General features: G+C 55.7%; 24 protein-coding genes and 1 pseudogene. 13 read left to right on the top strand and 12 right to left on the bottom strand.

Annotated elements, in window-relative coordinates; all coding sequences use genetic code 11:
- Positions 1-21: 21 nt before the first annotated feature.
- From ACOTZB_RS06515 to budA, 4 genes are all read right to left on the bottom strand, one after another.
- Positions 22-495, bottom strand: a complete 474-nt coding sequence (locus tag ACOTZB_RS06515; RefSeq protein ID WP_047650520.1) for a cold-shock protein — start codon at positions 493-495, stop codon at positions 22-24.
- A gap of 131 nt (positions 496-626) precedes the next feature.
- Positions 627-1,397, bottom strand: a complete 771-nt coding sequence (locus tag ACOTZB_RS06510; protein WP_024906954.1) for a (S)-acetoin forming diacetyl reductase — start codon at positions 1,395-1,397, stop codon at positions 627-629.
- A 20-nt stretch (positions 1,398-1,417) separates the two neighbouring features.
- Positions 1,418-3,139: an acetolactate synthase AlsS gene (alsS, locus tag ACOTZB_RS06505; protein ID WP_276518063.1), complete on the bottom strand. Its 1,722-nt coding sequence runs from the start codon at positions 3,137-3,139 to the stop codon at positions 1,418-1,420.
- A complete protein-coding gene (gene budA / locus ACOTZB_RS06500; RefSeq protein ID WP_023310680.1) occupies positions 3,111-3,890 on the bottom strand; it encodes an acetolactate decarboxylase in 780 nt (259 codons plus the stop codon). The genes alsS and budA overlap by 29 nt, the downstream gene beginning before the upstream one ends.
- A 105-nt stretch (positions 3,891-3,995) precedes the next feature.
- Between budA and ACOTZB_RS06495 the strand changes: the two genes are divergently transcribed.
- Positions 3,996-4,877, top strand: a complete 882-nt coding sequence (locus ACOTZB_RS06495) for a LysR family transcriptional regulator (RefSeq protein WP_333026538.1) — start codon at positions 3,996-3,998, stop codon at positions 4,875-4,877.
- A gap of 253 nt (positions 4,878-5,130) precedes the next feature.
- A complete protein-coding gene (locus ACOTZB_RS06490; RefSeq protein ID WP_194399779.1) occupies positions 5,131-5,397 on the top strand; it encodes a hypothetical protein in 267 nt (88 codons plus the stop codon).
- Positions 5,398-5,478: 81 nt separating this feature from the next.
- Here ACOTZB_RS06490 and gstA read toward each other — a convergent pair whose 3' ends face one another.
- Entirely contained in the window at positions 5,479-6,084 is a 606-nt protein-coding gene (gene gstA, locus ACOTZB_RS06485) for a glutathione transferase GstA (protein WP_421626734.1), read from the bottom strand.
- Between the two features lie 109 nt (positions 6,085-6,193).
- On the opposite strand from gstA, the pseudogene ACOTZB_RS06480 reads away from it, so the two are divergent.
- From ACOTZB_RS06480 to ACOTZB_RS06465, 4 genes and pseudogenes are all read left to right on the top strand, one after another.
- Positions 6,194-7,078, top strand: a pseudogene (locus ACOTZB_RS06480) (LysR family transcriptional regulator).
- A gap of 412 nt (positions 7,079-7,490) precedes the next feature.
- Complete coding sequence (locus ACOTZB_RS06475) at positions 7,491-7,946, top strand: hypothetical protein (RefSeq protein ID WP_421626733.1); 456 nt, start codon at positions 7,491-7,493, stop codon at positions 7,944-7,946.
- A gap of 378 nt (positions 7,947-8,324) precedes the next feature.
- On the top strand, positions 8,325-10,700 hold the full coding sequence (locus ACOTZB_RS06470) for an AAA family ATPase (RefSeq protein ID WP_421626732.1): 2,376 nt from the start codon (positions 8,325-8,327) through the stop codon (positions 10,698-10,700).
- Positions 10,701-10,895: 195 nt separating this feature from the next.
- Positions 10,896-12,188 carry a hypothetical protein gene (locus ACOTZB_RS06465; protein WP_421626731.1) on the top strand — a complete coding sequence of 431 codons (1,293 nt, stop codon included), beginning with the start codon at positions 10,896-10,898 and terminating at the stop codon, positions 12,186-12,188.
- A 200-nt stretch (positions 12,189-12,388) separates the two neighbouring features.
- Here the strand turns inward: ACOTZB_RS06465 and ACOTZB_RS06460 are convergent, their stop codons facing one another.
- Positions 12,389-13,198, bottom strand: a complete 810-nt coding sequence (locus ACOTZB_RS06460) for a YecA family protein (RefSeq protein ID WP_421626730.1) — start codon at positions 13,196-13,198, stop codon at positions 12,389-12,391.
- A 498-nt stretch (positions 13,199-13,696) separates the two neighbouring features.
- Between ACOTZB_RS06460 and ACOTZB_RS06455 the strand changes: the two genes are divergently transcribed.
- The 5 genes from ACOTZB_RS06455 to ACOTZB_RS06435 all read left to right on the top strand — a co-directional run bounded on the left by ACOTZB_RS06455 (position 13,697) and on the right by ACOTZB_RS06435 (position 16,036).
- On the top strand, positions 13,697-14,008 hold the full coding sequence (locus ACOTZB_RS06455; protein ID WP_421626729.1) for a type II toxin-antitoxin system HigB family toxin: 312 nt from the start codon (positions 13,697-13,699) through the stop codon (positions 14,006-14,008).
- On the top strand, positions 14,005-14,424 hold the full coding sequence (locus ACOTZB_RS06450; RefSeq protein ID WP_047650512.1) for a helix-turn-helix domain-containing protein: 420 nt from the start codon (positions 14,005-14,007) through the stop codon (positions 14,422-14,424). The genes ACOTZB_RS06455 and ACOTZB_RS06450 overlap by 4 nt, the downstream gene beginning before the upstream one ends.
- 69 nt (positions 14,425-14,493) lie before the next feature.
- A complete protein-coding gene (locus ACOTZB_RS06445) occupies positions 14,494-14,904 on the top strand; it encodes an Imm63 family immunity protein (protein ID WP_421626728.1) in 411 nt (136 codons plus the stop codon).
- Positions 14,905-15,015: 111 nt separating this feature from the next.
- A complete protein-coding gene (locus ACOTZB_RS06440; RefSeq protein ID WP_421626727.1) occupies positions 15,016-15,609 on the top strand; it encodes a hypothetical protein in 594 nt (197 codons plus the stop codon).
- A gap of 1 nt (position 15,610) precedes the next feature.
- The gene (locus ACOTZB_RS06435) at positions 15,611-16,036 is read left to right on the top strand and encodes a VOC family protein (RefSeq protein WP_421626726.1); all 426 of its coding nucleotides are present in this window, start codon (positions 15,611-15,613) and stop codon (positions 16,034-16,036) included.
- Between the two features lie 16 nt (positions 16,037-16,052).
- Here the strand turns inward: ACOTZB_RS06435 and ACOTZB_RS06430 are convergent, their stop codons facing one another.
- The 3 genes from ACOTZB_RS06430 to ACOTZB_RS06420 are packed head-to-tail and all read right to left on the bottom strand — an operon-like array spanning position 16,053 to position 19,103.
- Positions 16,053-16,916: an efflux RND transporter periplasmic adaptor subunit gene (locus ACOTZB_RS06430; protein ID WP_421626725.1), complete on the bottom strand. Its 864-nt coding sequence runs from the start codon at positions 16,914-16,916 to the stop codon at positions 16,053-16,055.
- A complete protein-coding gene (locus tag ACOTZB_RS06425) occupies positions 16,913-17,128 on the bottom strand; it encodes a DUF1656 domain-containing protein (protein ID WP_059446521.1) in 216 nt (71 codons plus the stop codon). The genes ACOTZB_RS06430 and ACOTZB_RS06425 overlap by 4 nt, the downstream gene beginning before the upstream one ends.
- The gene (locus tag ACOTZB_RS06420) at positions 17,121-19,103 is read right to left on the bottom strand and encodes an FUSC family protein (RefSeq protein ID WP_421626724.1); all 1,983 of its coding nucleotides are present in this window, start codon (positions 19,101-19,103) and stop codon (positions 17,121-17,123) included. The genes ACOTZB_RS06425 and ACOTZB_RS06420 overlap by 8 nt, the downstream gene beginning before the upstream one ends.
- Positions 19,104-19,179: 76 nt before the next feature.
- Here ACOTZB_RS06420 and ACOTZB_RS06415 point away from each other — a divergent pair, with 76 nt between their 5' ends.
- Positions 19,180-19,974 (top strand): AraC family transcriptional regulator, encoded by a 795-nt coding sequence (locus ACOTZB_RS06415; RefSeq protein WP_421626723.1) that lies wholly within the window; start codon positions 19,180-19,182, stop codon positions 19,972-19,974.
- Here the strand turns inward: ACOTZB_RS06415 and ACOTZB_RS06410 are convergent.
- The gene (locus tag ACOTZB_RS06410; protein ID WP_421626722.1) at positions 19,971-20,861 is read right to left on the bottom strand and encodes an oxidoreductase; all 891 of its coding nucleotides are present in this window, start codon (positions 20,859-20,861) and stop codon (positions 19,971-19,973) included. The two genes, ACOTZB_RS06415 and ACOTZB_RS06410, sit on opposite strands and share 4 nt — an antisense overlap.
- Positions 20,862-20,966: 105 nt before the next feature.
- Here ACOTZB_RS06410 and ACOTZB_RS06405 point away from each other — a divergent pair, with 105 nt between their 5' ends.
- Positions 20,967-22,088, top strand: coding sequence for a YbdK family carboxylate-amine ligase (locus ACOTZB_RS06405; RefSeq protein ID WP_421626721.1), 1,122 nt, complete (start codon positions 20,967-20,969; stop codon positions 22,086-22,088).
- Here the strand turns inward: ACOTZB_RS06405 and ACOTZB_RS06400 are convergent.
- Both ACOTZB_RS06400 and ACOTZB_RS06395 read right to left on the bottom strand, forming a co-directional pair.
- Positions 22,018-25,173, bottom strand: a complete 3,156-nt coding sequence (locus tag ACOTZB_RS06400; protein WP_421626720.1) for an efflux RND transporter permease subunit — start codon at positions 25,171-25,173, stop codon at positions 22,018-22,020. The two genes, ACOTZB_RS06405 and ACOTZB_RS06400, sit on opposite strands and share 71 nt — an antisense overlap.
- Positions 25,174-25,182: 9 nt before the next feature.
- On the bottom strand, positions 25,183-26,247 hold the full coding sequence (locus ACOTZB_RS06395; RefSeq protein WP_193804887.1) for an efflux RND transporter periplasmic adaptor subunit: 1,065 nt from the start codon (positions 26,245-26,247) through the stop codon (positions 25,183-25,185).
- Positions 26,248-26,313: the final 66 nt, after the last annotated feature.

The following is a 26,313-nucleotide window of genomic DNA, read 5'->3' as shown; positions in this document are numbered from 1 at the left end:
AACCGCCACCCGGCAAAAAGATTACTTCAGCAGCTTCACCGTGGCGTCGATGTCGATCTCATCTTCGGTGAAGATCAGCGTCGTGTTCTGGAAGGTGGTAATCGCCAGCTTCTTCACCGTGCGCATTTCGCCCGGCTTTTTCTCGGATTTCGGCTTGATGCTGTTCATCAGCAGCCCCACCGACAGCACCGCGTTCTCTTTGTCGATTTTGGTATCAACCGGCTCTTCTTCGTTAAACACCACGAAGGATTTGATCGAGGTGAGCTTCACGCGCTCGCCCGCAATAAAGAGATGTTTGCTTTCAGGGATCACCTTCACCGCATAGGCGGAAAGGCCTTTGTTGTTGGTGGTTGGCTCGAAGGTCACCGCGGCATCTTTTTTAATCAGATCGGGATTCGCGACCTTAATCACATGAAAATAGCGGTTGTCGCCGTTTTCATCTTTGATAAATCCAAAGCCTTTATCTTTAAACCACGTTGTGATTGTACCGTTCATCGCTGTTACCGCCTGTCAGATCGTAATGACTAAAGTTTTGCAGCGCGCAGTGTAATGCACAATGGATGAGGAGACAAAAAAAAGCCCCTGCACGGGTGCAGGGGAAAACTCATGTCAGAGCTTATTAGAATTTAATTAAACACCATTCCACCATCGATTAAGAGCGACTGGCCAGTCATGTAGTCGGAATCCGGTCCTGCCAGGTATGAAACGCAGGCGGCCACATCTTCCGGCTCGGACAGGCGGCCAAGCGTAATGCGTTTGGCAAAGGTTTCGGTCCCGTAGCCGAGCGGTTTACCCGCCGCCTCGGAGACCTGACGGTCGATCTCCGCCCACATCGGCGTTTTGACGATGCCCGGGCAGTAGGCGTTAACGGTGATCCCCAGCGGCGCGAGATCCCGCGCGGCGGTCTGGGTTAAGCCGCGCACCGCGAACTTGCTGGAACTGTAGACCGCCAGTTCCGGGTTGCCGGTGTGGCCAGCCTGGGAGCAGGCGTTGATGATCTTGCCGCCGTGCCCCTCTTTGCGAAACGCGTCAATCGCGGCCTGGATCCCCCAGATCACCCCTTTCACGTTGATGTTGTAGACCTTGTCGACAATGTCCGGCGTGATGGATTCGATGGGGGTGGACGGCGCAATCCCGGCGTTATTCACGATAACGTTAAAGCCGCCCAGCGCGGTGCGCGCTTTCTCCACCGCTGCGAATACCTGTTCGCGGTCAGAGACATCGACCTTCACGGCGACGGCGTTGCCGCCGTTACGGATGATTTCATCGGCGACGGCTCTTGCCGTCTCAACGTTATAGTCGGCGATGGCGACGGCAAAGCCGTCTTTCACCAGGCGAAGCGCGATCGCTTTACCAATCCCCTGGCCTGAGCCGGTTACGAGAGCAACTTTTTGCATTTCTCTGTCCTTATATTGAGTCACAAAATCTGGCTGAGATGGAGCTGGCCCATCAGCAGCGGGTTATCGCTGTAGTCGACGGGAATGGCCACCACGGCCGGGCCATCCACATCCATCGCCGCACGCAGCGTGGGTTCCAGCGCGTCGGCGCTCTCCACGGCAAAGCCTTTCGCGCCAAAGGCGTCGGCATAGACTTTGAAATCGACCGGGCCGAACTCGACGCCGGAAAGGCGCTGGTATTTTTTCTCTTCCTGAATCGCCACCATGTTGTAGCCGTTATCCACCCAGATGATGTGCAGCACGTTGGCATTGAGGCGCACCGCGGTTTCCAGCTCCATGCTCGACTGCAGGAAGCCGCCGTCACCGGAGACCGAAACCACCTTGCGGCCCGGGTTCACCAGCCATGCGCCGATCGCCCACGGCAGCGCGACGCCCATGGTCTGCTGACCGTTGGAGATCATCACCTGACGCGCCCGGAAGCTGTAGAGGTAGCGGGCGATCCAGATGTGGAAGCTGCCCATATCAACGGTGAGCGTCACGTCGTTATTCACGATGTCCTGCATGGCGCGCACGATGCGCAGCGGGTGCAGGGCAAACTGGTTAAGCGAGGCGCCGCGGCGATCGAGCAGATCGCGCTGGTGCTGGCGATCGACCAGAATTTCGGAGGCACGCTGGCTCAGTTCGAGCTTACGATCGATGCGGTTAGCGAGCAGGTTCAGCGTTTCGGCGATGTCCCCCACCAGCTCCAGATCCGGGACGTAGTTACGCTCTTCATAGGCGGGCAGCACATCGATGTGCACCAGCGTCGCGTCGCCGCTATTCCACATGGACGGCTCGTACTCCACCGGGCTGTAGCCGATGCAGATAATCAGGTCCGCCAGATGCAGCAGCCGGTCGCCCGCCTGGTTATTGAAGAGACCGACGCGTCCGGCGAAGCGGGTGAAGTGCTCCTGGTTCACCGCCCCGGCGGCCTGATAGGTGCTGGTGACCGGAATACGGCTTTTCTCCAGCAGCTTGCGCAGCGCGGCGCTGTTCGCGGGCTGGCTGGCCATCAGGCCGAGTAAAATGACCGGATTTTTGGCGGTTTCGATAAGCTTCGCCACGTCGTTGATGGCCGACTCCGGTGCCGGGCCCATCAGCGCCGGGCCGCTGGCGGGCAAAATCGCCCCCGTCGCGGGCTGGTCGACAATATCCTGCGGCAGGCTCACGAACGCGCCCCCCGGCCTGCCGTGCTCGGCGGCGCGAAACGCGTTCGATACCACCTCGGCAATCGCGTCCGGCGAACTGACCTCCACGGCGTATTTGGTAACAGGGCTGAACATGGCGACGGTGTCCATGCTCTGGTGCACCAGCTTGGCTTTATCCGCCCGCTTCACCGCCCCGCCCAGCGCCACGACCGGGTCGCCTTCGCTGTTGGCGGTGGCGATACCGGTGATCAGGTTGGAACAGCCCGGCCCGGAGGTCACCAAAGCTACCCCGGCCTTGCCGGTCAGCCGCCCTACCGCCGCCGCCATAAACGCCGCGTTGGCTTCGTGGCGCACCGGAATAATCTCGATGGAGGAGTCCAGCAGAGAGTCAAAAACTTTGTCGATTTTCGCACCCGGGATCCCGAACACCTGCTTCACGCCCTGCGCTTCCAGCTGGCCGACAACCATATCGGCGCCGTGCGCCCACTGACGTGACTGTTTCTCACTGTTCACGGTAGTTCTCCTGTTAGTTTTCGACGGAACGGATCGCTGCATCAAGATTGCTGGGGTGAAGGTTGGCCTGTAAGAACGCGCTGTCGGCGGGCAGGTCAATCATCAGCTTGTGAATTTCACCGAAGGTGAGCACGCCGCTCTCCAGCTGGTAGTCGAGCAGATGGCCCCCGCCCTGACGGTCGTCGGTGATGAAATGCTCGTGATAGCCGGCCACGTTAATGCCCTGCATGTGCTGCGGCGTGCGGAACCCGACCAGCACCCCTTCGCGCTGGTTAAAGCGGAACACCGGCTGGTCGTCCAGCACGTCGGTCATCGCGCGGTACGGCGGCTTCTGGCGCGGCACCGTGCGGGTGTGGGCGTGGCGGAAGTTGCCGTCGATGCGCAGCGCGCAGAACAGGTTGTCGGAGGGGATCTGCTGGTCGATGACGTCGTGGATCTGCTGACGGCTGACCGGCGCATCGAAGGTTTTGCGGTACTGCGGCTGGAACCAGGTCATCACCGCAAACGGCGTTTTCTGCTCAGGCTTCGCGGCCCGGGCGCTGCCGTCAGCGCGCAGCTGGTAGACCTGGCTACTAAAGGCAATCATTTCGCCGTCCAGCTCGTTGAAGGTGCCCAGACCAAAATCACCGTGTGCCAGCAGATCGGCGATGGTGGTCTCTCCTTCGTACACGCCGCTTAGCAGGGCGCTCATTAGCGATGTCTGATAGATCACGCTGTCAGGATGCTGGGCGGAGAACCCACGCAGGGTCTCGCACAGGCTGGCCTCACAGTCGCAGGCAGATGAATGCATCATCGTGCTCGTCCTCTTCAACTTTATTTAGAAAGGTTAAATAAATGTTGACCCGATTCAGCAGAGAGTTCCAATATAGAAACCATGCTGGTTTGAGACGTTTTAGATATGGAACTTCGTTATCTGCGGTATTTTGTCGCGGTTGCACGCGAGCGACACTTCACCAGGGCGGCCGAAGCGCTGGGTATTTCACAGCCTCCTTTGAGTCAGCAGATCAAACGGCTCGAAGAGGAAGTCGGCACGCCGCTGTTCAGACGCCTGACGCGGGGCGTGGAGCTGACCGAGGCGGGAGAAGCCTTCTACGAGGACGCCTGCAAAATTCTGGCGCTGAGCGACGCCGCGCTGGAAAAAGCCCGCGGCATCGCGCGCGGGCTGAACGGCAACCTGTCGATTGGCATCACCAGCTCCGACGCTTTTCATCCCAAAATTTTCGCGCTGATTCGCCAGTTTCAGGTGCAGAACATGGCGGTGCAGGTTCACCAGGTGGAAGCCAATATGTCGTCGCTGACGACGATGCTGGCGGAGGGTGAACTGGATATCGCCTTCGTGCGCCTGCCGTGCGAGAGCAGCAAGGCGTTCGAGTTAAAAATCCTCGACCGGGAGCCGATGGTGGTGGCGCTGCATCGCGAGCATCCGCTGGCGGCGTGCGATTCGCTGGCGTTAGAGCAGCTTCGGGATACGCCGGTGGTGCTGTTCCCGCAGGAGGTCGCGCCGGGGCTGTACGAACGGGTTCACGGCTGCTGCGAGCGGGCCGGGATTGACGTGCAGCACGCGCTGCAGTCGTCGCAGCTGTCCTCCTCACTGAGCATGGTTTCCGCTGGCGGCGGGTTCGCGCTGGTGCCCAAATCCATGGCGGCCATTTCACCGCCGAATGTCACCTATCACTCGCTGAGCTCGCCGGAGCTTTATACCGATATCGCGCTCTGCTGGCGGCGTTTTGAACGCTCGCGGACGGTGAAGCGGTTTTTGATGATGATGAGCGAGGGGTGACGGCGCAGCGCTGCTGGTTTGTAGGCCGGGTAAGGCGTTGCCGCCACCCGGCAAGTCAGCCTTTGTTGTCAAATCACGGGATCCTGGAACGGTAAAGGTCTTACTGATGCACGCTTCGGTACTACGTTTTCCTGGTAATTGTCTGCCGCAAACCATCTGTTACTCTGGCTGCACTCAAGGGATGACAAGGAAGAGAGATGCTGAATCCATGCTGGCAAGATGCCTTGAAATACCCTGAATAATGGAGGTTTTGATGACTACACGAGTTATTGCATTTTTGCTCATACTCGGCGCATTTGCTGTAAATGCTGCCGATGGCGGTAATGGTGGGGATGGCGGAAAAGGTTCTGATGGAGGAAACGGTTCGGATGGCACCCTCTCAGCTCCGGGCCGCGCAGGTTGTCCGGGCGGAACAGATCCGGACGCGTCGGGAAAATTTTATCTTCCAGGAACAAAACAGCAATGCAATCCGGGGAAGCAGGATGCCGTGAAAAGCGCCAGGCAATCAGATGCAGAGTGACAGTATGCTAACGTATCCTGGCTCCACATCCTCATTTGCCTCCTGCTTCAGGCATGAATACCTGCGGCAGAATACGCAGACCTAGTCTTTCGCCTCCGCACGTAATGCGGCCTGCACCGCGGGACGGGCGCTGATTTTTTCCCTGTACGCCACTAGCGCGGGCCAGTCGTTGAGTTCAATTGAGAAGAACGAGCACCACCCCAGTACGGTGAAAAGATAGGCATCCGCCACGCTGAAAGACGCTCCCGTCAGATAAGCGCTTGTGGAGAGCGTTTCCTGAAGAAAGTCGAACCGCCTGAACAGCTTCTCACGAAAAATCGATTTGGCCTCTTCGGGCAGCGCGCGGTTGAAAAGAGGTGCCGATCCCGCGTGTATTTCGCTGGTTATAAAGTTTAGCCATTCCTGAAGCCGCACTCGCTCCCAGCTGTCTGCTCGCGGTGCCAGCCCACTTTCTGGCTTGAGATCTGCCAGGTACTGCAAAATGGCTGGCCCCTCGGTCAGGATTTTCCCGTCATCCAGCTCAAGCGCTGCGACATAACCTTTAGGGTTGATGGTCAGGAAGTCGCGCCCGTCAGCGGTAATCTTGCTCCTGTTGTCCACTTTTACCAGATCAAACTCAATCGCCAGTTCGCGCAGCACGATATGGGGTGAGAGTGAGCAAGTGTCCGGGGCGTAATAAAGTTTCATGATCTCTCCGTTAAAGCGGTTGTGTGATTTACATACACTGTGCTTAAAGCCATTCTCACTGTAAAATTAATGATTCATAAAATAGCTATTAGCTGAGCTACTGATATCCATGATGAATCTTTTACACTGGCGCTTGCTGGTTGCCGTGGCCGATGCCAGTAATATTTCCCGTGCCGCTGAAGAGGTCGGCATGACGCAGTCGGGCGCCAGCCAGGCGATCGCTCAGTTAGAGGCCTCTTTAGGATTTGCGGTATTCACGCGAGAGCGACGCCACATCGGCGTGACTGCCCTGGGCGAGCGGGTTGTCAAAGAGGCAAGGAGTATGCTGGCGCGGCTGGACGCCATCCGTGCACTGGCGGATGAGAGCCGGGGGCTGAGCGGCGGGCGCATTCGTCTTGCCAGTTTTCCTTCGGTGACATCCACATTTTTACCCGGACTGCTGCGCGACTTTAAGCGCCTGCATCCTGAAATCGAGGTGGTCGTACTGGAAGGTACGGACCAGGAGGTCGAAGAGTGGCTGGCGGCAGATACGGTTGATCTGGGCGTGGTCATGAACCCTGTTCCCGGGCGTGCTGAAGCGATCTTAGGGCAGGATGCGTGGGTCGCGGTGCTGCCAGCCAGTCACCGTCAGGCTCGCTATGCGCGTTTGCGGGGTATCCCCCTTGAGGAACTGGCAGACCAGCCCTTCGTGCTCGCAACCGGCGGTTGCGCCGTCAATGGAAAAAGCCTGATGGAACAGGCTGGCTTGCAGCTGTCTGACGTGCGGGTGACCGTCCGCGACTGGATCAGCGCCTGCCTGCTGGTGCGCGAAGGCATGGGCGTCGCGCTGATACCTGAATCCGCTCTGCCGGGTTAATTACGCGGTTTGTGCGTCGTGCCCGTAGCACCTTCGCTGTGCCGGGAGTTTGGGCTGGTTTGTTCGCAGGCGGGCAAATCCTCCCGCGCGACGCAGGCGTTGTTAGAAGGGTTGCTCAAAATGAAAAGGTCTGCGTGAAGGGAGATATTGATGATTCCACATTAATACCCCGTGGCGTGAGGAGGTTTGGTGTTTTCGTAGGCCGGGTAAGGCGTAGCCGCCACCCGGCAATGCCCTTCTGGAAGCCGCCTCGCAAACCTGCAAGCAACCTTATGTAATTCATGAGCATCCCTTTCCTTCCTTTTTTCGCCGCCGTAAAGTGCCTGCGTTGCGGCACATCCGTAACCGGGCGTAGGAACCCGTTTAACATGACTCGGCAATTATTTTTGTCGCGACAGCGCTCATCCCGTTAAAATACGGTCGCGCTGGCGGAGCAACCGAAAGGTTGGCCGTTTTGTCATGTGCGGCATTCCTACCTCCGTCAGCGCTACCACCCATGAGCGTAGGAACTTATGTGGTGGTCTGGATTTTTTTTGAAAAGGAATACTACATGACAACTATCCCTACCCTGACTTACGCACTTTCTGAGGAAAGCGTTGTTTATCACCTTATCCACCTGCAACTTCCCGATTCTGCGGATCTCTTCGAGCTGGCCGACGCCTGCACCGCTTATGTGAGCGTGCTGGTGGAAACTGACGACGCGGTGACGTTTGCCACGCTCTGCAAGCGATTGCTGGCTGCGCTGAAACGGCTACGCGAGTGCTGTGACTCGGAACTTCCGCCGTATCTGGTTGAACAGTTGATCGCAGGGGAAAAGATTACCTCCTGCGTGCCAGACTGCTGGCAAGAGACGACGTTGCAGGTGGACTATGCCGTGGCGTTAACGCTGGCAGTGAAGGGCGGAACGTTGCCTGCGAGCGTAGCGAAAGAACTCACCGGGCTGCTGCATGATATGGTTTGGTTATTGGCGGAGTTTGTGAAGGAGCCGTATATAACGACGCACTGAGGCGGGTGATGGGGGCTGGAATTCTGCCAGGTAAGAAGCAGGATTTCGGCCTTACTCAAAGTACAGAGTTGTTTGTTGAATGTCCGTTAAGAGCGATCTGCGGACGTAGCCTTAAATGGGGGAAGCCTTAAAATTAAGTGACACAATTTGCAGGAGCACTTATACCATCCCTGATCTATTGAGTAGGTAAAACTGCACCAGCCCTAGTCCTCTTTATACTGCTGACCTTTACATCAATCAACATTCCATATATGTTTATCAAACCAATAGCTTTCATATGATAGTAAAATGTTTAGGTAGTAGTTCAATTGCCTAGACCTTCAGAATTTTACTGAGCAGCGGCCAATTTAGTGACGTTGCGTGCAGGGATGACCCGCTATGATCGAATCAATTAGTCTCTCCAACATCGCCACCTATCATCCTGACAAATCAGAAGTTATTAATTTAAAAAAGATTAATTTTATTTATGGAGCAAATGGGGCGGGTAAGACCACAATCAGTCGACTTATTGAGAAACCGAGTCTTTCAATAGACTCCAGCATTACCTGGCTCAACAATACGCCAGTGCCAGCAATGATCTACAACAATGACTTCATCACTGCCAACTTTTTAGAATCCAAAGAGTTTCAAGGAGTATTTACACTCGGCAAGGCCGAAAAAGTTCAGCTCGATCGCCTCAAAGAACTTAAAGATGAAAGAAAGCGCCATGAACAGTTGAGAGCCAAGTTAATCATCTCGCTTGATGGTGAAGATGGAAAACCCGGAAAGAATGCTGAGTTGATTTCTTTGGAAGCAAAGTTAGTTGGACGATGCTGGGAACAGAAAGTTAAGCATGATGAATATTTTAAGGGGGCATTTACTGGTTTAAGGAATAATAAGGAAGCATTCAAAGCAAAGGTTCTTCAAGAACATCAGAATAACAAATACACCTTGGTTGATTTGGTTGATCTCAAGACTAGAGCTACGGTTTTATATGGTGACCAACCCTCGAAAATAGATCTTGTTTCGACCTTGGATTTATCACGATTGATAGCATTCGAGAAAAACCCGATTCTGGTTAAAAAGGTGGTAGGTAAAGATGATGTCAGCATATCGGCGATAATTCAGCGGTTAGGTAATAGCGACTGGGTCAGACAGGGTATGAGATTTATGGAACATACGGATGAACAATGTCCGTTCTGTCAGCAGACCCTGCCCCATGACTTCGAGAAGGAACTTACTGATTACTTCGATGAGACTTTTGAAGCGGATTCTAAGGCGATCTCTACCCTGCGTAATAATTATTTCCAAATTGCTGAGGATCTTTTGGCTCAGGCATATGTTTTGTTGGCTTTGGATTGCAAAGAACTGGACAAGGAAAAACTTAACCCTAAGATTCAAGCACTGGATGCTGTTGTTCTTGTCAATAAGGGTCGGATGGATAATAAAGTTACCACTCCAAGTACTGAGGTTTTTCTTGAGGGGTTAGAGGATATTCAGGCGGATATTACTGCTATTATTAATGCGGCGAACGCGAAAATATCCGAACAAAATCGCCTAGTTGCAAGCTTCACTACTGAGCAACGTAGATTAACTGGGGAAGTGTGGAAATATATTGTCGATGCTGAGTTAAAGAATACCTTGGCTGATTACACCACTGAGAAAAATAAATTACAAAAATCTATTTCGGGTATCACATTAAGCCGGGATAAGGCCACGGAAAGTATTAATGCTACTGATATCGATATCGATAAGATTGAGGCGGAACTTACCAGCGTAAAACCTACAGTAATTGCTATAAATAAAATTTTGAAGAATTTTGGCTTTCTCAGCTTTTCTCTAGATCCTGCATGTATAGATAATTCTTATAGAATTATCCGGGCGGATGGGAAGGATGCCAAGCAAACATTGAGTGAAGGCGAGAAGACATTCGTAACGTTCCTTTATTTCTACCATCTGCTGAGAGGAAGTATTACGACGTCCGGTATCACCACTGATAGGATCGTGATTATCGATGATCCTGTTTCTAGCCTTGATAGTGATGTATTGTTTATTGTGAGTAGCTTAATCAAGGAGCTCTTCGCCGAGGTTAGAAAGAGTGATAGCCATCTTAAACAAGTTGTGGTGCTTACCCACAATGTGCATTTCCATAAAGAAGTCACGTACGATCAACGTCGGAAGACCAATACTTCGCTTGCTGACGAGACATTTTGGATTGTCCGCAAACCTAATGAGTATTCAGTAATTGAGTTCCATTCAAGCAATCCAATCCGGAATTCTTATCAACTACTCTGGGCCGAGCTGAAAAGAACACCGGTGCCAGTCCTTACGTTGCAGAACACCATGCGTCGGATTTTGGAGAACTATTTCAAGATCTTGGGTGGTGTCGATACATACCATCTTGTCGACAAATTTGAGGGTATCGAAAAGATACAGTGCCAGTCTTTGATGAGTTGGGTAAATGATGGCTCGCATTACGCTCCGGATGAGCTTTATGTGGCCATTAGCGACAATATGGCAGCAAATTACCTTAAAATTTTCTTCAAGATATTCAAAGCAGCCAAGCATGATGCACATTACAAAATGATGATGGGCGATGCATATGTTGATCTTGATCCGGAAGATATCTCAGAGCAGCAGCCAATGACGGCTGTTGGCGAAGAAGGGAACACTGTATTTGATGGAGCCGCTGTACTAGAGACATCAGCTCCCGTACCGACTGCACTCAAGTCTGAAATTGATCAGTCTGGATTCGATCAAGTGGTGCCGTTTTGAAGCCTTCTGCTGGCGAGCACTTCCAAGACAGAATCCATTGACTAGATCAACCGTATGGATGTAATACTTTATATATCTATGATAAAATTTCTACGCTTCTGATATAATATTTTTTCTGTTGTGCTTGTTAGCACTCTGGGCGTAATCCATATTTCTCTTGTATTAATTCTGACATTATTTAAAGGAATGGCGCTGATGGTACACCAAGTGCGGAAATGCTTTCATGCGGTCGGGAATGGAACATTATTTACCGGACAAATTTATGATAAAAACAGTGATGACATTTTTAACTGGATGTATGACTGCGGCTCAACCAGTAAAAAAACCGTACTTAGCACAATAGCTGATCTACCAAATTGGTTTGGACCACGCAATGTTATCGATATGTTAGTGATTTCCCATTTTGATAATGATCATGTTAATGGACTCGAAGCGCTGCTTCAGAAATATTATGTCAGAAGGCTTGTTCTACCTTTTACTGAATGGCCGCAGAGTATTCGCGAAATCTCGGTGATGGGACCGAAAGGAATCTCTCCGTCAGTCGCTCTGTTACAAATTGATCCTTCAAAGTGGTTAGAGCTCAATAATTTTATTGATAGAGTAGGTGAAATCCTGTTGGTGCAAGGGAATGGTGGCCCTAAAGAGACAGATAGTTCACCTGATAATCCTGAGAACGATAGCCCTAAATGGAGGGAACATTCTACGTTTGATCCTGAATCTGATACTCCAGATGAAAATACACCTCCGTTGCCTGAGGGCAACCAAGAATTTCCGTCAGATAAGGTAGCCGCCGATACTGTTTTTTTTAAACTGAAAAACCAGGCTGCGACAACGGCTATCAAAGTGGCAAAAATACACCAAAGTCAGGCGGTATATTCTGCTAATAACTCCTTCGAGTTTATGTTTTATAATGCGGAAAAACCTTTCTCAGCACTTGGTCTTGTTTATGAATCAGGTGGTGAAATGTATGCGAAAGTTTCAAAGATGCGTATGTCTGAAGTTAAAGATGACATTGAAGCGACGATCATTTCTCTCGGTTTACACCAAAAAATCACCAAATTACCAGTAAACTGGCGGCAAACGCTTAAGGATTCATATGAGACGCACTTCGGTAGTACTGGGGAAGCTAAGAATAATATTTCCTTATGCATGTATGCAGCACCACTGACAAAGCGCAGAGATTTTGGAACGCTATTTACTGGCGATATAAATCTGACGAGTGATGTGATTGAAGATATGAAAACCCATTTTGGACAACATCGCTGGTTATCACTGATCGGAGTACAGGTACCGCATCATGGGTCTCAACATTGCTGGGCTGTGGATAATGCCACACGCTTTGATCTTAAGAAAGTATGCTTTATCCAGTGCGCAACTCCAACAATATATCATCCACATGATATAGTCACCAAAGATTTAAATAAATACGGATGTACAGTATGCTCAGCGAGTCGGACGAGTCCGGCCCATGCTTATTACTGTTATTGACCTCTGATTTGCCAGAATTTATAAATAAATTTTATAATGGGGTGTCTGGGATGATAGTCAATTCACCCCAACTGACCAGTTCCCCTTGATGAATAGACCATGGTATTGGCCATGTCCGCTTTTGGCACTGAGCGGACCATCTGTTTAAGTTGAAGGTCCGCTGTGAGCGAGGAACGGATATTGACTTAGTTAACGGTATTTTATGTATTTGGGTGATAAACAGTTGGAACGCCATTTATCACTTTAATTTTTGGCGGCCACGATTGATCATGGAAAATATAATTTTGTATCTCAAGAATAATTAGCAGTAAAGTCAAGGAGTTATCTTCACTAAAACAATTATTATTTAAACCGTGCAGGATTGTATTTCTGTTAAATATCTCCTCACCCTGAGAACCAGTGAACAAACTTGCAACAAAAGCATTAAAATAACTTATGCTATCTGATTCAGCATAGAGCACTTTCTCTTCAAGTCCTTCATTTGTCATCGTAGGTTTGAAAGTTTGTTTTGGTTCTAAGTTTCCAATATCTCTTAACACTCCCTCTATAATTATAAAGAAGGCAGGGATAGATAGTTCATAAACGCCATTGAAGTGGGCCTTTACTGCCGAATGTAAAATAAGCTCTCTTTTTTTGAATGCATCGCTTTGTTTCATAGCAGTTTTCAGCATTCGTAATACATATTCGTTAGTCGTATGTCTTTTATAACCTGTATAAAAATCTGCCTTAGTGAGAGTGTTATTAATTAGCTTGTCGTTTATATCAAATAAATTAGCTAATGACATATTTTTAAAGAAATAAAAACCATTATCCTTGCAAAAACATCTTAGGGATTCTTGCTCAGAGGATATTGCACCCATTAATTTTTTAAATATATCCATGCCTTGAGGGTTAATTAATTCCGAAGGGGAGTGTGGCTTTCTGTCTTTATGTTCAAACCCCCTGCAGCAATATTTGTACTTTCGACCAGAACCACAAGTACAAGGTTCATTCCTACCTATTTTTTTCATTGATTGATTCCTTGAAATAAAAACCTAAGTGTGTTAGTCGTCGCTAAGTAAAGGAGAGCACATAAATTAGGAATGTAACTAATAGCTCTTAAGTTATTATACAACATTAATTTGATTTCCGCATTAGGACTACTTTCTTTTTTGGGTGCCACAAAAGCCTTGTTCAAAAATAAAATATTTTGTTTAAAAGAGATTATAGTTACTGGAAGGTGAAGAACAGATACTTGAACTGAGAGGTAAGAACAAACCTTAACAGAACATTATTCACCTACGTGGTATCTCATGACAATTTAATCCATAGAGATTTTATTAAGACTCAATGTCTGCTCTTGGCACAAAGCGGACATTTGTTTCACAGTCACCTCATACAGTGTTCACACTAATTAAATGACCGCCATCATCACTAGCATATGAACACTGTACTCCATCAAAGTTTCCACATTGTCACCCCACCAACCGTCACCTATAATGTTTCCAGTCTGGAAACAAGGGGCAAGGATGCACGTAGTCTCAAGAGCACCTTTCGACGCAGCCACCAGACAATTTCCTAATCAAGCACTCGCCCTGGACGATCTTTACCGGGTACTAAAAAAGGAGCATTACCCGTCACCAGACGATATGCGAAAGCGCTTCCCCAGCCTGGACAGGATGAAGTACCGGGAGAAATGGTGGGTCATTGATGTGGGTGGCGGGCATTTAAGAGTGATGTTTTTTGCTGATTCTGAGCGAGGAAAAATTTTCATCAAACACATCAGCACTCACGCAGAGTATGACAAGCTCACGGACCTCTACCGGAGAATTAAAGAATGAATTATGCAGCAGCCATCAAAGCGGCAAACGATCTGACAAACGCGCTCCCTTTCCTGGGCTCAAGCCCGTCGCGAGAAGATTACGAAGATGCGCTGGCGCTGGTGGAGTATCTGATCGAACATGAACCCGATAGCCCGCTGGTAGAGATGCTCACCACCAAAATCGATAAATACGAAAACGAGTCTCCGGAGTTTGCGGAATTTAACGCGCGTGTTGCCAGCATTCCGTCAGGCGTTGCGTTATTGCGAACGCTGATGGATCAGTACCAACTCACTCAGAGCGACTTCGAGAACGAAATTGGCAAGAAGTCTCTGGTGAGTCGAATCCTCAACGGACAGCGCACGTTAACGCTGGATCATATGCGTGCGCTGGCAAAACGTTTTGGTTTGCCGGTGAGTGCGTTTGTGGGGAAGTGATCGAGAGCAGGCGCTTTGTACCCAATCCGCGATGATGAGTCGTTTATATTCAAGAACAAAGAGCTGTTTATGAAAACAATTGAAGAACTACGAAACGAGCTTCTAAAAATAGGTGAGCAGTTAGGCGGAGGGACAAGGCCAAACCATTACTTCTTTATCACTGACCAACCCGATGGGGTTGCAACGCCCTATCTTGAAATTCATGGCAAAGAATATCATTTTATCGTCAGTGAAAGAGGCCTTCAAATACAGCGAAAAGTAACGCTCAGTGACGATGAAATTCTGTATTGGTTTGTGGAGAGTGCCGTGGCGGGGCTGGCCTCAGCCTATGCAGCAAGCCATTCATCTGAACGAGAATTTAGAGAGGTTTACTTCAGAAGGCAATACAGTTTAATGCTCTCTATCAAACCTGAATGGGCAACAAGAAAGCGCAAAGAAATCGCTGAGCTTCTCCATTCGCAAAGAAGCGAACGTTATTAACCCAACCGGCTCGTTACATTTACTTCCCTGTTGCCCTCTCTTTTCCTGGTAATTGCCTGCGACACACCATCTGTTACTCTGGCTGGACGCAAGGGAAGACAAGGAAGAGAGATGCTAAACCCTGGATTCGTTACCCGCAAAGCGCTTGCTCAGTGGCAGGATGTTCCCGCTTTTCTCCCCCAGTTCCAGTTTCATGAAAAACACCTAACGGTCATTCACACTAGCCGCCCTGAAAATATTCTGCCAATGATTGCCAGCTTTGACGTCCGGCAAGATGCCGTGATTCGGCGGTTAATGTCATTGCGTCAAATACCGCAAAAATTTCTGCGCAACCAGAAGCCACAGTCGATCGGAAACTTTGGTTTGCACAGTTTTACCCTTTTGAAAAATTCAGTATCAGAAATCTGTTACGGCTTAAGAGGACAATTCTGGCGTTCGGATTTCGGTCTGGAAAACGTGCCGGATGCCAGTGCTTTTCAGACCCCAGCCGCGACGGGCAGCGCGAAACTGTTGCTGCGCTACAAGGTAACGGAGCTGACGCCTGGCAAACATGAGCTCTCTACGGAAACATTTATCTATTGTCCGGACAAACGCACTCGGCTAAAAATGTCGGCTTACTGGCTCATAATACGGGCGGGCAGCGGCTGGATCCGTAAAAGGACGCTGAAGGCTGTTAAATCGAATATTGAAGGACGGGAGTCATAAGATGCTGGCTTATATCACTATAGGTTCAAACGACTTTCAGCGCTCCGTGAATTTTTATGACGCAGTTTTTAACGTTCTGGGCTACTCGCGTCTGCCGGCGTGGACTGAAAGCTGGGCAATGTGGGGAGATGAAAATAATCCCGGCGAGGGGTTCAGCTTCTGTATTTGTCCTCCTTTTGACCAGCAGCCCGCGACGGCGGGAAACGGGACAATGTTCGCATTCAGTGCAGATAACGCGGATCTTGTCAGACGGTTCCATGCAGCTGGCCTCCTTGCGGGAGGAACGGATGAAGGCGAGCCTGGTACGCGAAGCGCGTACGGCCCCGACTTTTATGTTGCCTATCTGCGCGATCCTGACGGGCATAAGCTCGCATGCGTTTATCAGCATTACTCTCCTGAAGCCGATAATTTTGTAGGCGAGGAATAGTCGCTTCAATCCTTATCTACCGCCCCACCGCCACGCTCGCCGACAGCCCCGCCACCAGCTCAACCCCCTCCGGCAGCCTGTCGATATGAATGCGCACCGGTACGCGCTGCGCCAGCCGCACCCAGCTAAAGGTGGGTTCGACGTCGGGCAGACCCAGCCCGCCCGTTTCGTCGTTACTGTCCCCGATCCCATGCCCGATGCTCTCCACGTGACCCGTGATGACAGGCTCGTAACCCATCAGCACCACCTGCGCGGCATCCCCGACGCGAATATGGCGCAGCTTGGTCTCCTCAAAGTACCCCACCACCCAGAAGCTGTGCGCATCGACGATGGCGACCTTCGTCTCCCCCGCCGTCGCGTAGTCTCCGGGGCGAAGCCGCAGGTGCGTGACGTACCCCGAGACCGGCGCGCGAACGGTGGCGTGCGCCAGATTCAGCTCTGCCAGATCCAGCGCGGCCAGCGCGCCGTGATAATTGGCCGCCGCGACGTTCGCCGCGCTGCCGGTTTGCTGCAAATCCTCGCTCGAGATGGCGTTTTTAATCAGGGTGCGTCGGCGGGCCGCGTCCTGGCGCATCAGCATCTCATGGCGTTTCGACTCGACGTCCGCCTGCGCGCTGGCCACCGCCAGATTAAGCCAGCGCGGATCGATGGTGTAAAGCACATCGCCCCGGTTCACCCACTGATTGTCCCGCACGGCCACGCTGATGACCGGCCCGGAGACGTCCGGCGCAATCTGCACCACGTCCGCCCGCACGCGGCCGTCCCGGGTCCACGGCGTTTGTGCGTAGTGTTTCCACATCATAAAGGCCAGAAGCGTGGCCGCCGCGACGACGCTCAACGTCAGCGCATAGCGAGCCAGTAAAGAGAGCAGTGATTTCATGACAATAACCCCAACGCGGTCAGGCCTTGCATCAGCAGGAAAAAGGTGACAATCCAGGTTGAAACATCCATCAGCGGGCGAAACGGCAAGCGCCGGTAGAGCCTGCTGAGAGAGAAAAGCGCGACGAGGCCCAGCGTGCAGACCAGCGCCGCGAGGGCGACCGTCAGCAGCCCCGGAATAAAAACGCCGCCGAGATTGAGATCGTTAACCATGGTCTGGCTCCCGTAATGCACAGTGCAGATCCACCAGCCTGAAGACAAACTGGCGCGTATGCTCATCTGCCGCAGGCAGATAGCGTTCGATAAGGGTAACGATGCGTTCGCGCAAGGCGTTACGGTCCGCGGCGTTTATCCGATGAAAAAGCGCGTCAACCTCCCTGCCGGGCGGTGCGTCACTGCGGCGTAAATGCATGACAGACAGCCCCAGACGCAGCGCGTGTAATAGTCGATCGAGCGCCTGCTCCGGCGCGCGCGCGCTGCGCTGCAGGCGCGGCAACACCAGGGCGGTTCGGTCCATCATCAGGTTGATCCAGTGCGTTTCATCAACCCGCAGCGTGCCCTTCACGCTGCGGCGAATGTCACGCTGGCAGAGGTTCAGCAGACGCGTTATAGCGCCATCCGCCTGCACGGTTTGCAGCAGGCTCATGCTGATGACGGCAAAGCCGGTCGCGGCAAAGAGCGCAATGGCAGTATTGGCCGCAACGGCGAAGTCTCCGCTGTAGCGCGCCCCCAGCTCGCACAGAATGGGCAAGGTCAGGGTGATGCCCATCGCCATAAACGTGGTGGGCGGACGCGCCTGAAGCGACCCGGCCAGCAGATACGCCGGGGCAAGCACCGCCACCAGCACCGGGAAATCGCTCACCAGCGGGAGCAGCGCAAAGCTGTAGAACAGGCTAATGACCACGCCCCAGAATGAGCCAATGATGTATTTCACGATGTGCGGCGCCGGGGTGTCGAAGCTGCCAAACAGCGTGCAGCAGACGCCGAGTATCGAAACCGCCGTACCGCCATCCGGCCACGCCGAGAAGATCCAGACCAGACAGCCGCTCAGGATGATGGCGAAAGCCCCCAGCGCCGTGCGGGCTGCGGTAAGAGGATCGCGGTGGAAAACGTAGCCTTTTGCCGCGCGGGTTTGCATCTCCCCAAACACGGGTTTTGCATGGCGGATAGCCCCGGAAAGACGCTCGCACTGCTGCAGAAGCGCGATCGCCTCCGAGAGGTAGCGGATAAAGCTGACCTGCAGCGCGTCGTCAAACGTCTGCGCCTGCGCGGCATACCGCTCGATGAGAAGCGCACAGCGGAGCCGCAGCGCGTCTGCCGTGCTGCTGGCACCAGCGCCTTCAGCGGCAAGCCAGGCCTGAACGTCCTCCATCAACGCCTGCGCGTCGGCGGGCAGGGTTTCGATCGCTGGCAGGCGATCGTGCAGTTCACAGTTGACGATAACCAGCCGCGCCAGCCGGTCGTGAATCGCTTTTCTGGCCTGCCGCACCGGGGCTGAGAGGGCAAAATCATAGGGAATATGGTGGCTGATGCCCTGCAGGAACTGCAGCGCCAGGGCCAGATGCAGGGGGCCGGAAGCCGCGTCGGGTTTGCCTGCTAAGGTATCCGCCACCCGCCCGCGCGCGGCCTGTAGCGTCTGGGATAATTTAGCGTTGAACTGGCCCGATACCCGCGCGGGCAGCACGTAGCGGTGGATCAGCGCCGCGCAGAAAATCCCAATCGCGATCTCCTGCACGCGGACAATGGCGACGTTAAAGATCCCGCCGGGATCGGACACCGCGGGAAAACCAATCAGGCTCGCGGTGTAGCCTGCCAGCACAAACGCGTAAGCCCGGGGCGTGCGTTCCAGCAGGGAGAGCCACAGGCAGAATACGATCCAGCCCGTCAGCACCACGCTGCACAGGACTGGCGTATTCGCGAAGGCAGGCACAATAAGTACGGTCGCGCTGGCACCCGCCACGGTACCGGCCAGCCGGTAAAGGCTTCTGCTCAGCGATGCTCCGACCGACGTCTGCGACACGATGTAAACCGTAATAATGGCCCACGATGGGCGTTCGAGGCCGATCGACAGCGCAATGTAATAAGCCAGCATCGCCGCGGCAAAACTCTTCGCAGAGTAGATCAGCGCGCCCGCATCGCTTCGCAGCGCGGCGGGGATGTGCACGTGATGTGAGAAGATTTTATTCATGCCGGGATTATTACCGGCTTGCAGACCCGCTTAAATACTCTATTCTGTCAAAAAATACCTAAAAGCTGCCAGAATCGTGAAACCTCAACCTGCTACTACGCTGTATGACCCCGACTCTACCGCCAGCCCGGCAGTGGCGCGTCATCTGGACTTCGTGGACTACGCCGCGGAAGTGCCGGTGCATACCCACCGCAAGGGCCAGCTGATTATTGCCCGATACGGTGCGGTCAGCTGTTACGCGGAGAATGACATCTGGATCGTGCCGCCGGACTGCGCCGTCTGGATCCCAGGCGGGATCCCGCACAGTGCCAAAGCGACCTGGAACGCGCATCTCAACTATCTGTTTATTGAGCCCGGCGCGGCGGCGCTGCCGGAAAAATGCTGCACGCTGGCGATCTCGCCGCTGATTAAGGAGCTGGTCGATCGTCTGACGCGCGAAGGCGTGGATTATCCCGCCGACGGCCACGTCGCCAGGCTGACCCGGGTCACGCTTGACGAGCTCGCCAGCATGCCGCAGCAGAAGCTGAGCCTGCCGGTCTCGACCGATCCGAAAATTCGCGCCATGGCGGACGCGCTGGTCAGCCGTCCTGAGGACAGAAGCACCCTGAAGGAGTGGGCGAAACGGCTCGCCCTCAGCGAGCGCTCGTTTGCCCGCCTGATGCAGCGTGAAACCGGGCTGAGCTTCGGGCGCTGGCGTCAGCAGCTGCATTTGATTATTGCCCTGCGGGAGCTGGCCAGCGGCGTGCCCGTCCAGAACGTGGCGACAACGCTCGGATACGAATCCGTGAATGCGTTTATCACCATGTTCCGAAAAGCGATGGGCAGCACGCCCGCCCATTACTTTGCCGAACGGAAAAACAGCGGCCGTTAGCCCGGCCCCTCGCTCCCCGCCGCCAGCAGCGGCACCACCACATCGCTGATGGGCACCGCAATCCCGTGCTTGCGGCCGTAGCGCTGGATCACGCCGTTGCGGATATCCCACTCCATCGGGCGATCGGCCTGACGGTCGGCCAGGATCGAGGTGCCCAGGTCCTCAGGCGCATGCTGGAAGTTCGCCAGAATTTCCTGCGCTACGTCATCGTCCAGCTTCGCCCCTTCGGCGCGGGCGACGGTAAGCCCCTCGCGCAGGTAGGCCAGCGCAAGCTCGCTGATAACCTCGCGCCTGAACATCCCGGCGCGGCGGTTAGAAAGCACCATCAGCCCGGCGACCGCGTTTTGCAGAAGCTTGCGCCAGGCGACGGTGGCGAAATCTGCCGAGAGCTCAACCGCGCAGCGCGTACCGCGAAGCGCCTCCACCACCCGCTGCGCCTGCGGCACGTCCGGCAGCGTCAGGCGCGGCTTCGCCCGCAGCCACACGGAGGCATCCGGCTCGCGCTGGGCCGGGAACCACACCACCGACGGCAGCACCGTCGCGCCGTTAACCCACGGCTCAAGCTGGGCTTTTTGCTCCACGCCGTTTTGCAGGGCGCAGACCACGGTGTTTTCATCGCACAGGGCCCGCAGCCACCCGGCGCTGTCGGCATTTTGCGTCGTTTTTACCGCCACAAAAACCAGATCGACGGGGCGCGTGATGACGGCCGGATCGGTTAATACCGGACCGGGCACCACCGTTTCACCCTCGTCGTGGCGCAGGCGTAATTCCGGATGCGCGGTGCGTCCGCACAATAGCGGCGTACGGCCCGCGTCATGCAACACCGCAGCAATGGTGGTCCCAATTGCGCCAGGCCCAATCAGCGCAATCACTGGATTGTCAGACATGGTTAATTCCCCTTTTCGCTAAGCCTGCTAACAGTTATACCACCCTGAAAAGTGAGCGCCACGTCGTTGTCTATACTCAACACACAACAGACAACGGAGTGCGCCATGCCTTTACCCGATTTTAAGTCCTCTGAACCTTTCACCCTCGGCATCGAACTCGAACTGCAGGTGGTTAACCCGCCGGGCTACGATCTGAGCCAGGACTCCTCCGCGCTCATCGCCGCCGTCAAAGACGACATCAAAGGCGGCGAGGTCAAACACGACATCACCGAAAGCATGCTCGAAATCGCCACCGGCGTATGCCAGAACATCGACCTGGCGGCGGCGCAGTTCTCGGTGATGCAGCAGAGCATCCTGCGCGCGGCGGCGGAGCAGCATATCCAGATCTGCGGCGGCGGGACGCACCCGTTCCAGAAGTGGCAGCGTCAGGAGGTGTGCGACGACGAGCGCTATAACGTCACGCTGGAGCGCTTTGGCTACCTGATTTTGCAGGCGACGGTATTCGGCCAGCACGTGCACGTCGGCTGCCGGACCGGGGACGACGCGATTTACCTGCTGCACGGCCTGTCGCGCTTCGTGCCGCACTTTATCGCCCTGGCGGCCGCCTCGCCGTATATGCAGGGCACGGACACGAAGTTCTCCTCGTCGCGGCTCAACATCTTCTCGGGATTTCCGGATAACGGCCAGATGCCGTGGGTCAACAGCTGGCAAGAGTTCGAGGGGCTGTTCCGCCGCCTGAGTTCCACCAGCATGATCGACAGCATTAAGGATCTGCACTGGGACATCCGCCCCAGCCCGCACTTCGGTACCGTGGAGGTGCGGGTGATGGATACGCCGCTGACGCTCGGCCACGCGATTAACATCGCCGGGCTGATCCAGGCGACGTCCCACTGGCTGCTGACCGCGCGACCGTATAAGCATCAGGAAAAAGATTTTCTGCTCTACCGTTTTAACCGCTTTCAGGCGTGTCGCTACGGTCTGGAGGGGATCCTGACGGACGTGCATACCGGCGAGCACAAAACCGTGGCGGAAGACATTGCGTGGCTGCTGGAGCAGGTTGCGCCGTCGGCCGAGAAGCTCGGCGCGACGAGCGCAGTCAATGAAATTGCCCTGCTGTTAAAGCAGGGCAAGAGCGAGGCGCAGCGCATGCGGGAGTTTATCGCCGACGGCGGCTCGCTGATTTCTCTGGTTCAGAAGCACTGCGAGCTGTGGGCGACGAGTCCGTAAGCCCGTGGCCCCACTCGCGCAGGCGCTGAAACAGCACGAACAGCGCGGGGATAAACACAATCCCCACCACGGTCGCCACCAGCATGCCGCTGAACACCGTGGTGCCGATAATGCGGCGGCTCTGGGCACCCGCCCCGGTCGCCAGCATCATCGGCAAAACGCCGATAATGAACGACACGGCGGTCATCATCACCGCGCGGAAGCGGCGCGAGGCCCCTTCCCGCGCGGCATCGACAATCGCCATTCCGTCCATGCGCCGCGCGCGGGCGAACTCCACGATAAGAATTGCGTTCTTGGCGGCAAGGGCTATCAATAGCACCAGACCAATCTGCACGTACACGTCGTTGGCGTAGCCCGCCATCCACAGCCAGACCAGCGCCCCGCCGATGGCGAACAGCACCGAGAGCATCACGCTCGCCGGGAGCGTCCAGCTCTCGTACTGGGCGACGAGGAACAGCCACGCCATCACCACCGCCGCCAGCACAATCCATATCGCCTGATTGCCGGTCTGCTGCTCCTGATACGACATGCCGCTCCAGGCGTAGTCGTACCCGGCAGGCAAATTCTCCGCCAGGATCTCGCCCATCGCCGCCATCGCGGTGCTGCTACTCACCCCTTCCGCCGCCGAGCCGCTCACCGACACCGACGGGAACTGGTTGTACTGCTGCAGGAACGGCGCGCCGACGCTCGGCGTAATGGTGACGAGATTGCTCAGGCGCACCCGCTCGCCGCTGTTGCTGCGCACGAACAGCTCGCTGATTTGCCCGGCGCGCTCGCGCCACTGCATCTCGTTCTGCATCACCACGTGGTAGACGCGGTTGTTGACGCTGAAATCCCCGGCGCGCGTGCCGCCAAAGGCGGTTTGCAGGCTGCTGAAGATGCGCGACACCGGCACGTCGAGACGCGCGGCGCGCTCGCGGTCAACGGTCAGCGTCAGCTGCGGCACGTTGCTGCTCCAGGTGGTGAACACGCGGCTCAGCTGCGGGTGCTGGTTGGCTTTCGCCAGCACCTCACGCGTCACGCGCTCCAGCTCCGCCGGGCTCTGCCCCGCCTGCGCCTGGATGCGCAGGTCGAAGCCGGAGGCGTTGCCCAGCCCCGGCAGCGTCGGCGGCGCGAACGTCATGATGGTCGCTTCCGGCAGGGCCAGCAGCTGGCGCTGCAGGGTGCCCATCACCTCATCCAGCGGCGGACGCTCGCTCCAGTCCTTCAGCATGATGGAGATAAACCCGCCGTTGGAGGCGCTGGTGCCGTTGAGAATGTTAAACCCGGAGACCTGAATCACGTCCTCCACCGCCGGATTTTTAGCGATGAGTTCGCGTGCCGTGGTCATCACCGCTTCGGTGCGCTCCAGCGAGGCCGCCTCCGGCAGCTGAACGCTGGCAAAGAAGTAGCCCTGATCCTCCTGCGGCAGGAAGCCTTTAGGCATCGACGTAAAGCTGAACGCCACCACGGCCGCCGCGCCTGCGGTGGCCAGCAGCGCCAGCCACGGGCGAAGGTTGAACATAGTCACGATGCGGGTGTAGACGCCACGCGTGGCCTCCAGCCCCCGGTTGAACCCGCGGAAAATCGCCGCGGGCTGCGCCGGGCGCGGACGCAGCAGCATCGCGCACAGGGCGGGTGTCAGGGTTAGCGCCACCAGGCTTGAGAGCGTGACGGCGGTCGAGAGCGTCACCGCAAACTGGCGGTACAGCTCGCCGACAATCCCCGGCAGGAGCGCCACCGGCACAAACACCGCCAGCAGCACCAGCGTCGTGGCGATGACCGGACCGGCGATCTGGCGCAGCGCCAGCGCGGTCGCCGCCGTGCGGCTCTGTCCTTCCGCCATCAGCGTTTCGACGCTCTCCACCACCACGATGGCATCGTCCACCACCATGGTCAGCGCCAGAATAATGGCGAACAGGCTGAGCGTGTTGGCGGAGTAGCCCAGCGTGTAGAGCACCGCGAAGGTGCCCACCAGGGATACCGGAATGGCGAGCGCGACAATCAGCGTCGCGCGCCAGCTTTGCAGGAACAGGGACACCACGACCACCACCGCCAGCATCGTCAGCGCCAGCGAGACGCCGATCTCCTTAATGGTGGCGGCCACAAAGGAGGTGGTGTCGAATTTCACCTCGTAGACCAGGTCGTCCGGGAAGCGCGTCGAGAGGCGATCCAGCTCCGCGCGCACCGCGTCGGCCACGCGCAGGGCGTTGGCGGACGGCGTCGGGTAGATGCCGAGATAGGCGGAGTCGTGCCCGTTCAGCTGCGCGCCGGAGCTGTAGCTGCGCGAGCCGAGCTCAATGGTGGCGACGTCCTTCAGGCGCACCAGCTGGCCCATCTCGCCCGCGCGGATGATGATGTCGGCAAAGTCTTCGGCCTGGTTTAAACGTCCCAGCCCGTTGATGGTCAGAGTCTGCTGCTGGCCGTTAAACACCGGCGGCGTGCCGACCTGGCCTGCCGCCCCCTGCACGTTCTGCTCGCGCAGCGCCTGCGCCACGTCGTCGGTGGTGACGTTCAGGGCGTTCATGCGGTCCGGACGCAGCCAGATGCGCATGCTGTAGTCGCGCGCGCCAAACATCTGAACCTGCCCGACGCCCGGCAGGCGTGACAGCGCCTCGCGCACCTGGGTGCTGGCATAGTTGCTCACAAACAGCGGCGTGTGGGTGTTGTCCGGTGAGTAAAGACTCACCCCCATCATCAGGTTGGTGGCGCGCTTGCGCACCTGCACGCCGTTTTGCTGCGCCTCGGTCGGGAGTTGCGCCACGGCCTGCGCCACGCGGTTCTGCACGTCGATGGCGGCGAGGTCCGGATCGGTGCCCGCCGCGAAGGTGATGTTCAGGCTGTACGAGCCTTCATCCGAGCTGGTGGACTCCATGTAGAGCATGTGATCCACGCCGTTCAGCTGGGTCTCCAGCGGCGTGGCGATGGCCTCCGCCACGTCGGCCGAACTGGCGCCCGGCCAGCTGGCAGAAACATTCACCACCGGCGGCGTAATCTGCGGATACTGCTCCACCGGGATAATCCTCAGCGCGATGGCCCCCAGCAGGGTAATGACCAGCGCAATCACCATCGCGAAGCGCGGGCGTTTGATGAAAAACGTCAGCATGATGGCTCCTTAATTCAGTATCTGGACGGCAGCGCCCGGCTGCACGCGCTGTGCACCGTCAGTGATTGCTCGCTCACCGTTCTTCACCCCGGAGGTAATCCGGAACTGCTGTCCGATCTGTCCGTCGATCTTGAGCGGGCGCATTTCTGCCTTGCCGTCGGCGTTAACCACCCAGGCAAAGAACCCGTCGCCGTTCTGCTGGACCGCGGCGACAGGCAGAGTTAGCGCGGGCTGCTCGCTGGCTGGGCGCAGAATGACATTCACGTTGCCCCCGGGCAGGAGCTGATGGCGCGGATTGGCAAACTCGGCGCGCAGCATCACGCTGGCGGTGCGCGGATCGATGCGGTTGTCCACCGACGTAAGCTCTCCGCTGACGCGCTGGCCGTTGCTGTCAATTAACGCCTGCCAGGCCTGCTTCATGGCGATGATATCCGCATGCTGTCCGGCTTTGGTGGCAAATGCGCCCTCTTCCAGCGCAAAGGCGATGCGGATGGGGTCAAGCTGTACGACCTCCACCAGCACGCCGCTTGCAGGGTTGACCAGGCTGCCCACGTGGAACCGGCTGTGTCCCACGCGACCGTCAATCGGCGAGGTGATGCGGGTGTAGTTCAGGGTGACATTACGGGTTTCGAGCCGGGCTTTGGCCTGCTCCAGCGCGGCGCTCGCCACGTCCCTTTGCATGCGGGCGTTGTCCACGTCGTGACGGCTGATGGCGTTGCTGCTGCCCAGGCTTTCAAAGCGGGAAAGCTGCTGCTGTGCCTGGCGCAGCGTGGCTTCGGCGCTTCTCACTTCGGCCTGCGCCAGCCGCAGGGCGGCGCGCGGCTCGGCGTCGTCGAGCTCAAACAGCACGTCGCCTTTCTTCACGTACTGCCCGTCGCGAAAGTTGATTTTGGTGATGACGCCTTCCGTACGCGCGCGCAGCTCAACGGTGTGGATAGCTTCGATGCGGCCCGGGATCTGGCGCTCGGAGGCGTGGGCGGTCTGCTCCACGGTGGCGACGCGAACGGGGATGGCGGCGGCGAATACGGGTTGCAGGGTGCAGGCGAGAAGTGCGAACAGGAGTGGGAGCTTCATTAAGAGGTACCTCAGATGTGTTCCCCTCACCCCGGCCCTCTCCCCAAAGGGGCGAGGGAGAAAACC

The sequence above is a fragment of the Enterobacter cloacae complex sp. SHL020 genome, from assembly GCF_049236945.1.
GTDB classification, from domain to species: domain Bacteria; phylum Pseudomonadota; class Gammaproteobacteria; order Enterobacterales; family Enterobacteriaceae; genus Enterobacter; species Enterobacter dykesii.
The sequence above is the reverse complement of the archived record's forward strand: the minus strand, read 5'-3'. Positions and strand labels throughout refer to the sequence as shown.

What these genes read in the sequence shown, in the direction of transcription:
- ACOTZB_RS06440 (WP_421626727.1), top strand. Translation starts at nt 15,016, where the DNA reads ATGCTAAACCCTGGATTCGTTACCCGCAAAGCGCTTGCTCAGTGGCAG.
- ACOTZB_RS06435 (WP_421626726.1), top strand. Translation starts at nt 15,611, where the DNA reads ATGCTGGCTTATATCACTATAGGTTCAAACGACTTTCAGCGCTCCGTG.
- ACOTZB_RS06495 (WP_333026538.1), top strand. Translation starts at nt 3,996, where the DNA reads ATGGAACTTCGTTATCTGCGGTATTTTGTCGCGGTTGCACGCGAGCGA.
- ACOTZB_RS06510 (WP_024906954.1), bottom strand. Translation starts at nt 1,397, where the DNA reads ATGCAAAAAGTTGCTCTCGTAACCGGCTCAGGCCAGGGGATTGGTAAA.
- alsS (WP_276518063.1), bottom strand. Translation starts at nt 3,139, where the DNA reads ATGCAGCGATCCGTTCCGTCGAAAACTAACAGGAGAACTACCGTGAAC.
- ACOTZB_RS06425 (WP_059446521.1), bottom strand. Translation starts at nt 17,128, where the DNA reads ATGGTTAACGATCTCAATCTCGGCGGCGTTTTTATTCCGGGGCTGCTG.
- ACOTZB_RS06400 (WP_421626720.1), bottom strand. Translation starts at nt 25,173, where the DNA reads ATGCTGACGTTTTTCATCAAACGCCCGCGCTTCGCGATGGTGATTGCG.
- ACOTZB_RS06450 (WP_047650512.1), top strand. Translation starts at nt 14,005, where the DNA reads ATGAATTATGCAGCAGCCATCAAAGCGGCAAACGATCTGACAAACGCG.
- ACOTZB_RS06515 (WP_047650520.1), bottom strand. Translation starts at nt 495, where the DNA reads ATGAACGGTACAATCACAACGTGGTTTAAAGATAAAGGCTTTGGATTT.
- ACOTZB_RS06470 (WP_421626732.1), top strand. Translation starts at nt 8,325, where the DNA reads ATGATCGAATCAATTAGTCTCTCCAACATCGCCACCTATCATCCTGAC.
- gstA (WP_421626734.1), bottom strand. Translation starts at nt 6,084, where the DNA reads ATGAAACTTTATTACGCCCCGGACACTTGCTCACTCTCACCCCATATC.
- ACOTZB_RS06430 (WP_421626725.1), bottom strand. Translation starts at nt 16,916, where the DNA reads ATGAAATCACTGCTCTCTTTACTGGCTCGCTATGCGCTGACGTTGAGC.
- ACOTZB_RS06460 (WP_421626730.1), bottom strand. Translation starts at nt 13,198, where the DNA reads ATGAAAAAAATAGGTAGGAATGAACCTTGTACTTGTGGTTCTGGTCGA.
- ACOTZB_RS06465 (WP_421626731.1), top strand. Translation starts at nt 10,896, where the DNA reads ATGGTACACCAAGTGCGGAAATGCTTTCATGCGGTCGGGAATGGAACA.
- ACOTZB_RS06455 (WP_421626729.1), top strand. Translation starts at nt 13,697, where the DNA reads ATGCACGTAGTCTCAAGAGCACCTTTCGACGCAGCCACCAGACAATTT.
- ACOTZB_RS06420 (WP_421626724.1), bottom strand. Translation starts at nt 19,103, where the DNA reads ATGAATAAAATCTTCTCACATCACGTGCACATCCCCGCCGCGCTGCGA.
- ACOTZB_RS06405 (WP_421626721.1), top strand. Translation starts at nt 20,967, where the DNA reads ATGCCTTTACCCGATTTTAAGTCCTCTGAACCTTTCACCCTCGGCATC.
- ACOTZB_RS06445 (WP_421626728.1), top strand. Translation starts at nt 14,494, where the DNA reads ATGAAAACAATTGAAGAACTACGAAACGAGCTTCTAAAAATAGGTGAG.
- ACOTZB_RS06410 (WP_421626722.1), bottom strand. Translation starts at nt 20,861, where the DNA reads ATGTCTGACAATCCAGTGATTGCGCTGATTGGGCCTGGCGCAATTGGG.
- ACOTZB_RS06490 (WP_194399779.1), top strand. Translation starts at nt 5,131, where the DNA reads ATGACTACACGAGTTATTGCATTTTTGCTCATACTCGGCGCATTTGCT.
- budA (WP_023310680.1), bottom strand. Translation starts at nt 3,890, where the DNA reads ATGATGCATTCATCTGCCTGCGACTGTGAGGCCAGCCTGTGCGAGACC.
- ACOTZB_RS06475 (WP_421626733.1), top strand. Translation starts at nt 7,491, where the DNA reads ATGACAACTATCCCTACCCTGACTTACGCACTTTCTGAGGAAAGCGTT.
- ACOTZB_RS06395 (WP_193804887.1), bottom strand. Translation starts at nt 26,247, where the DNA reads ATGAAGCTCCCACTCCTGTTCGCACTTCTCGCCTGCACCCTGCAACCC.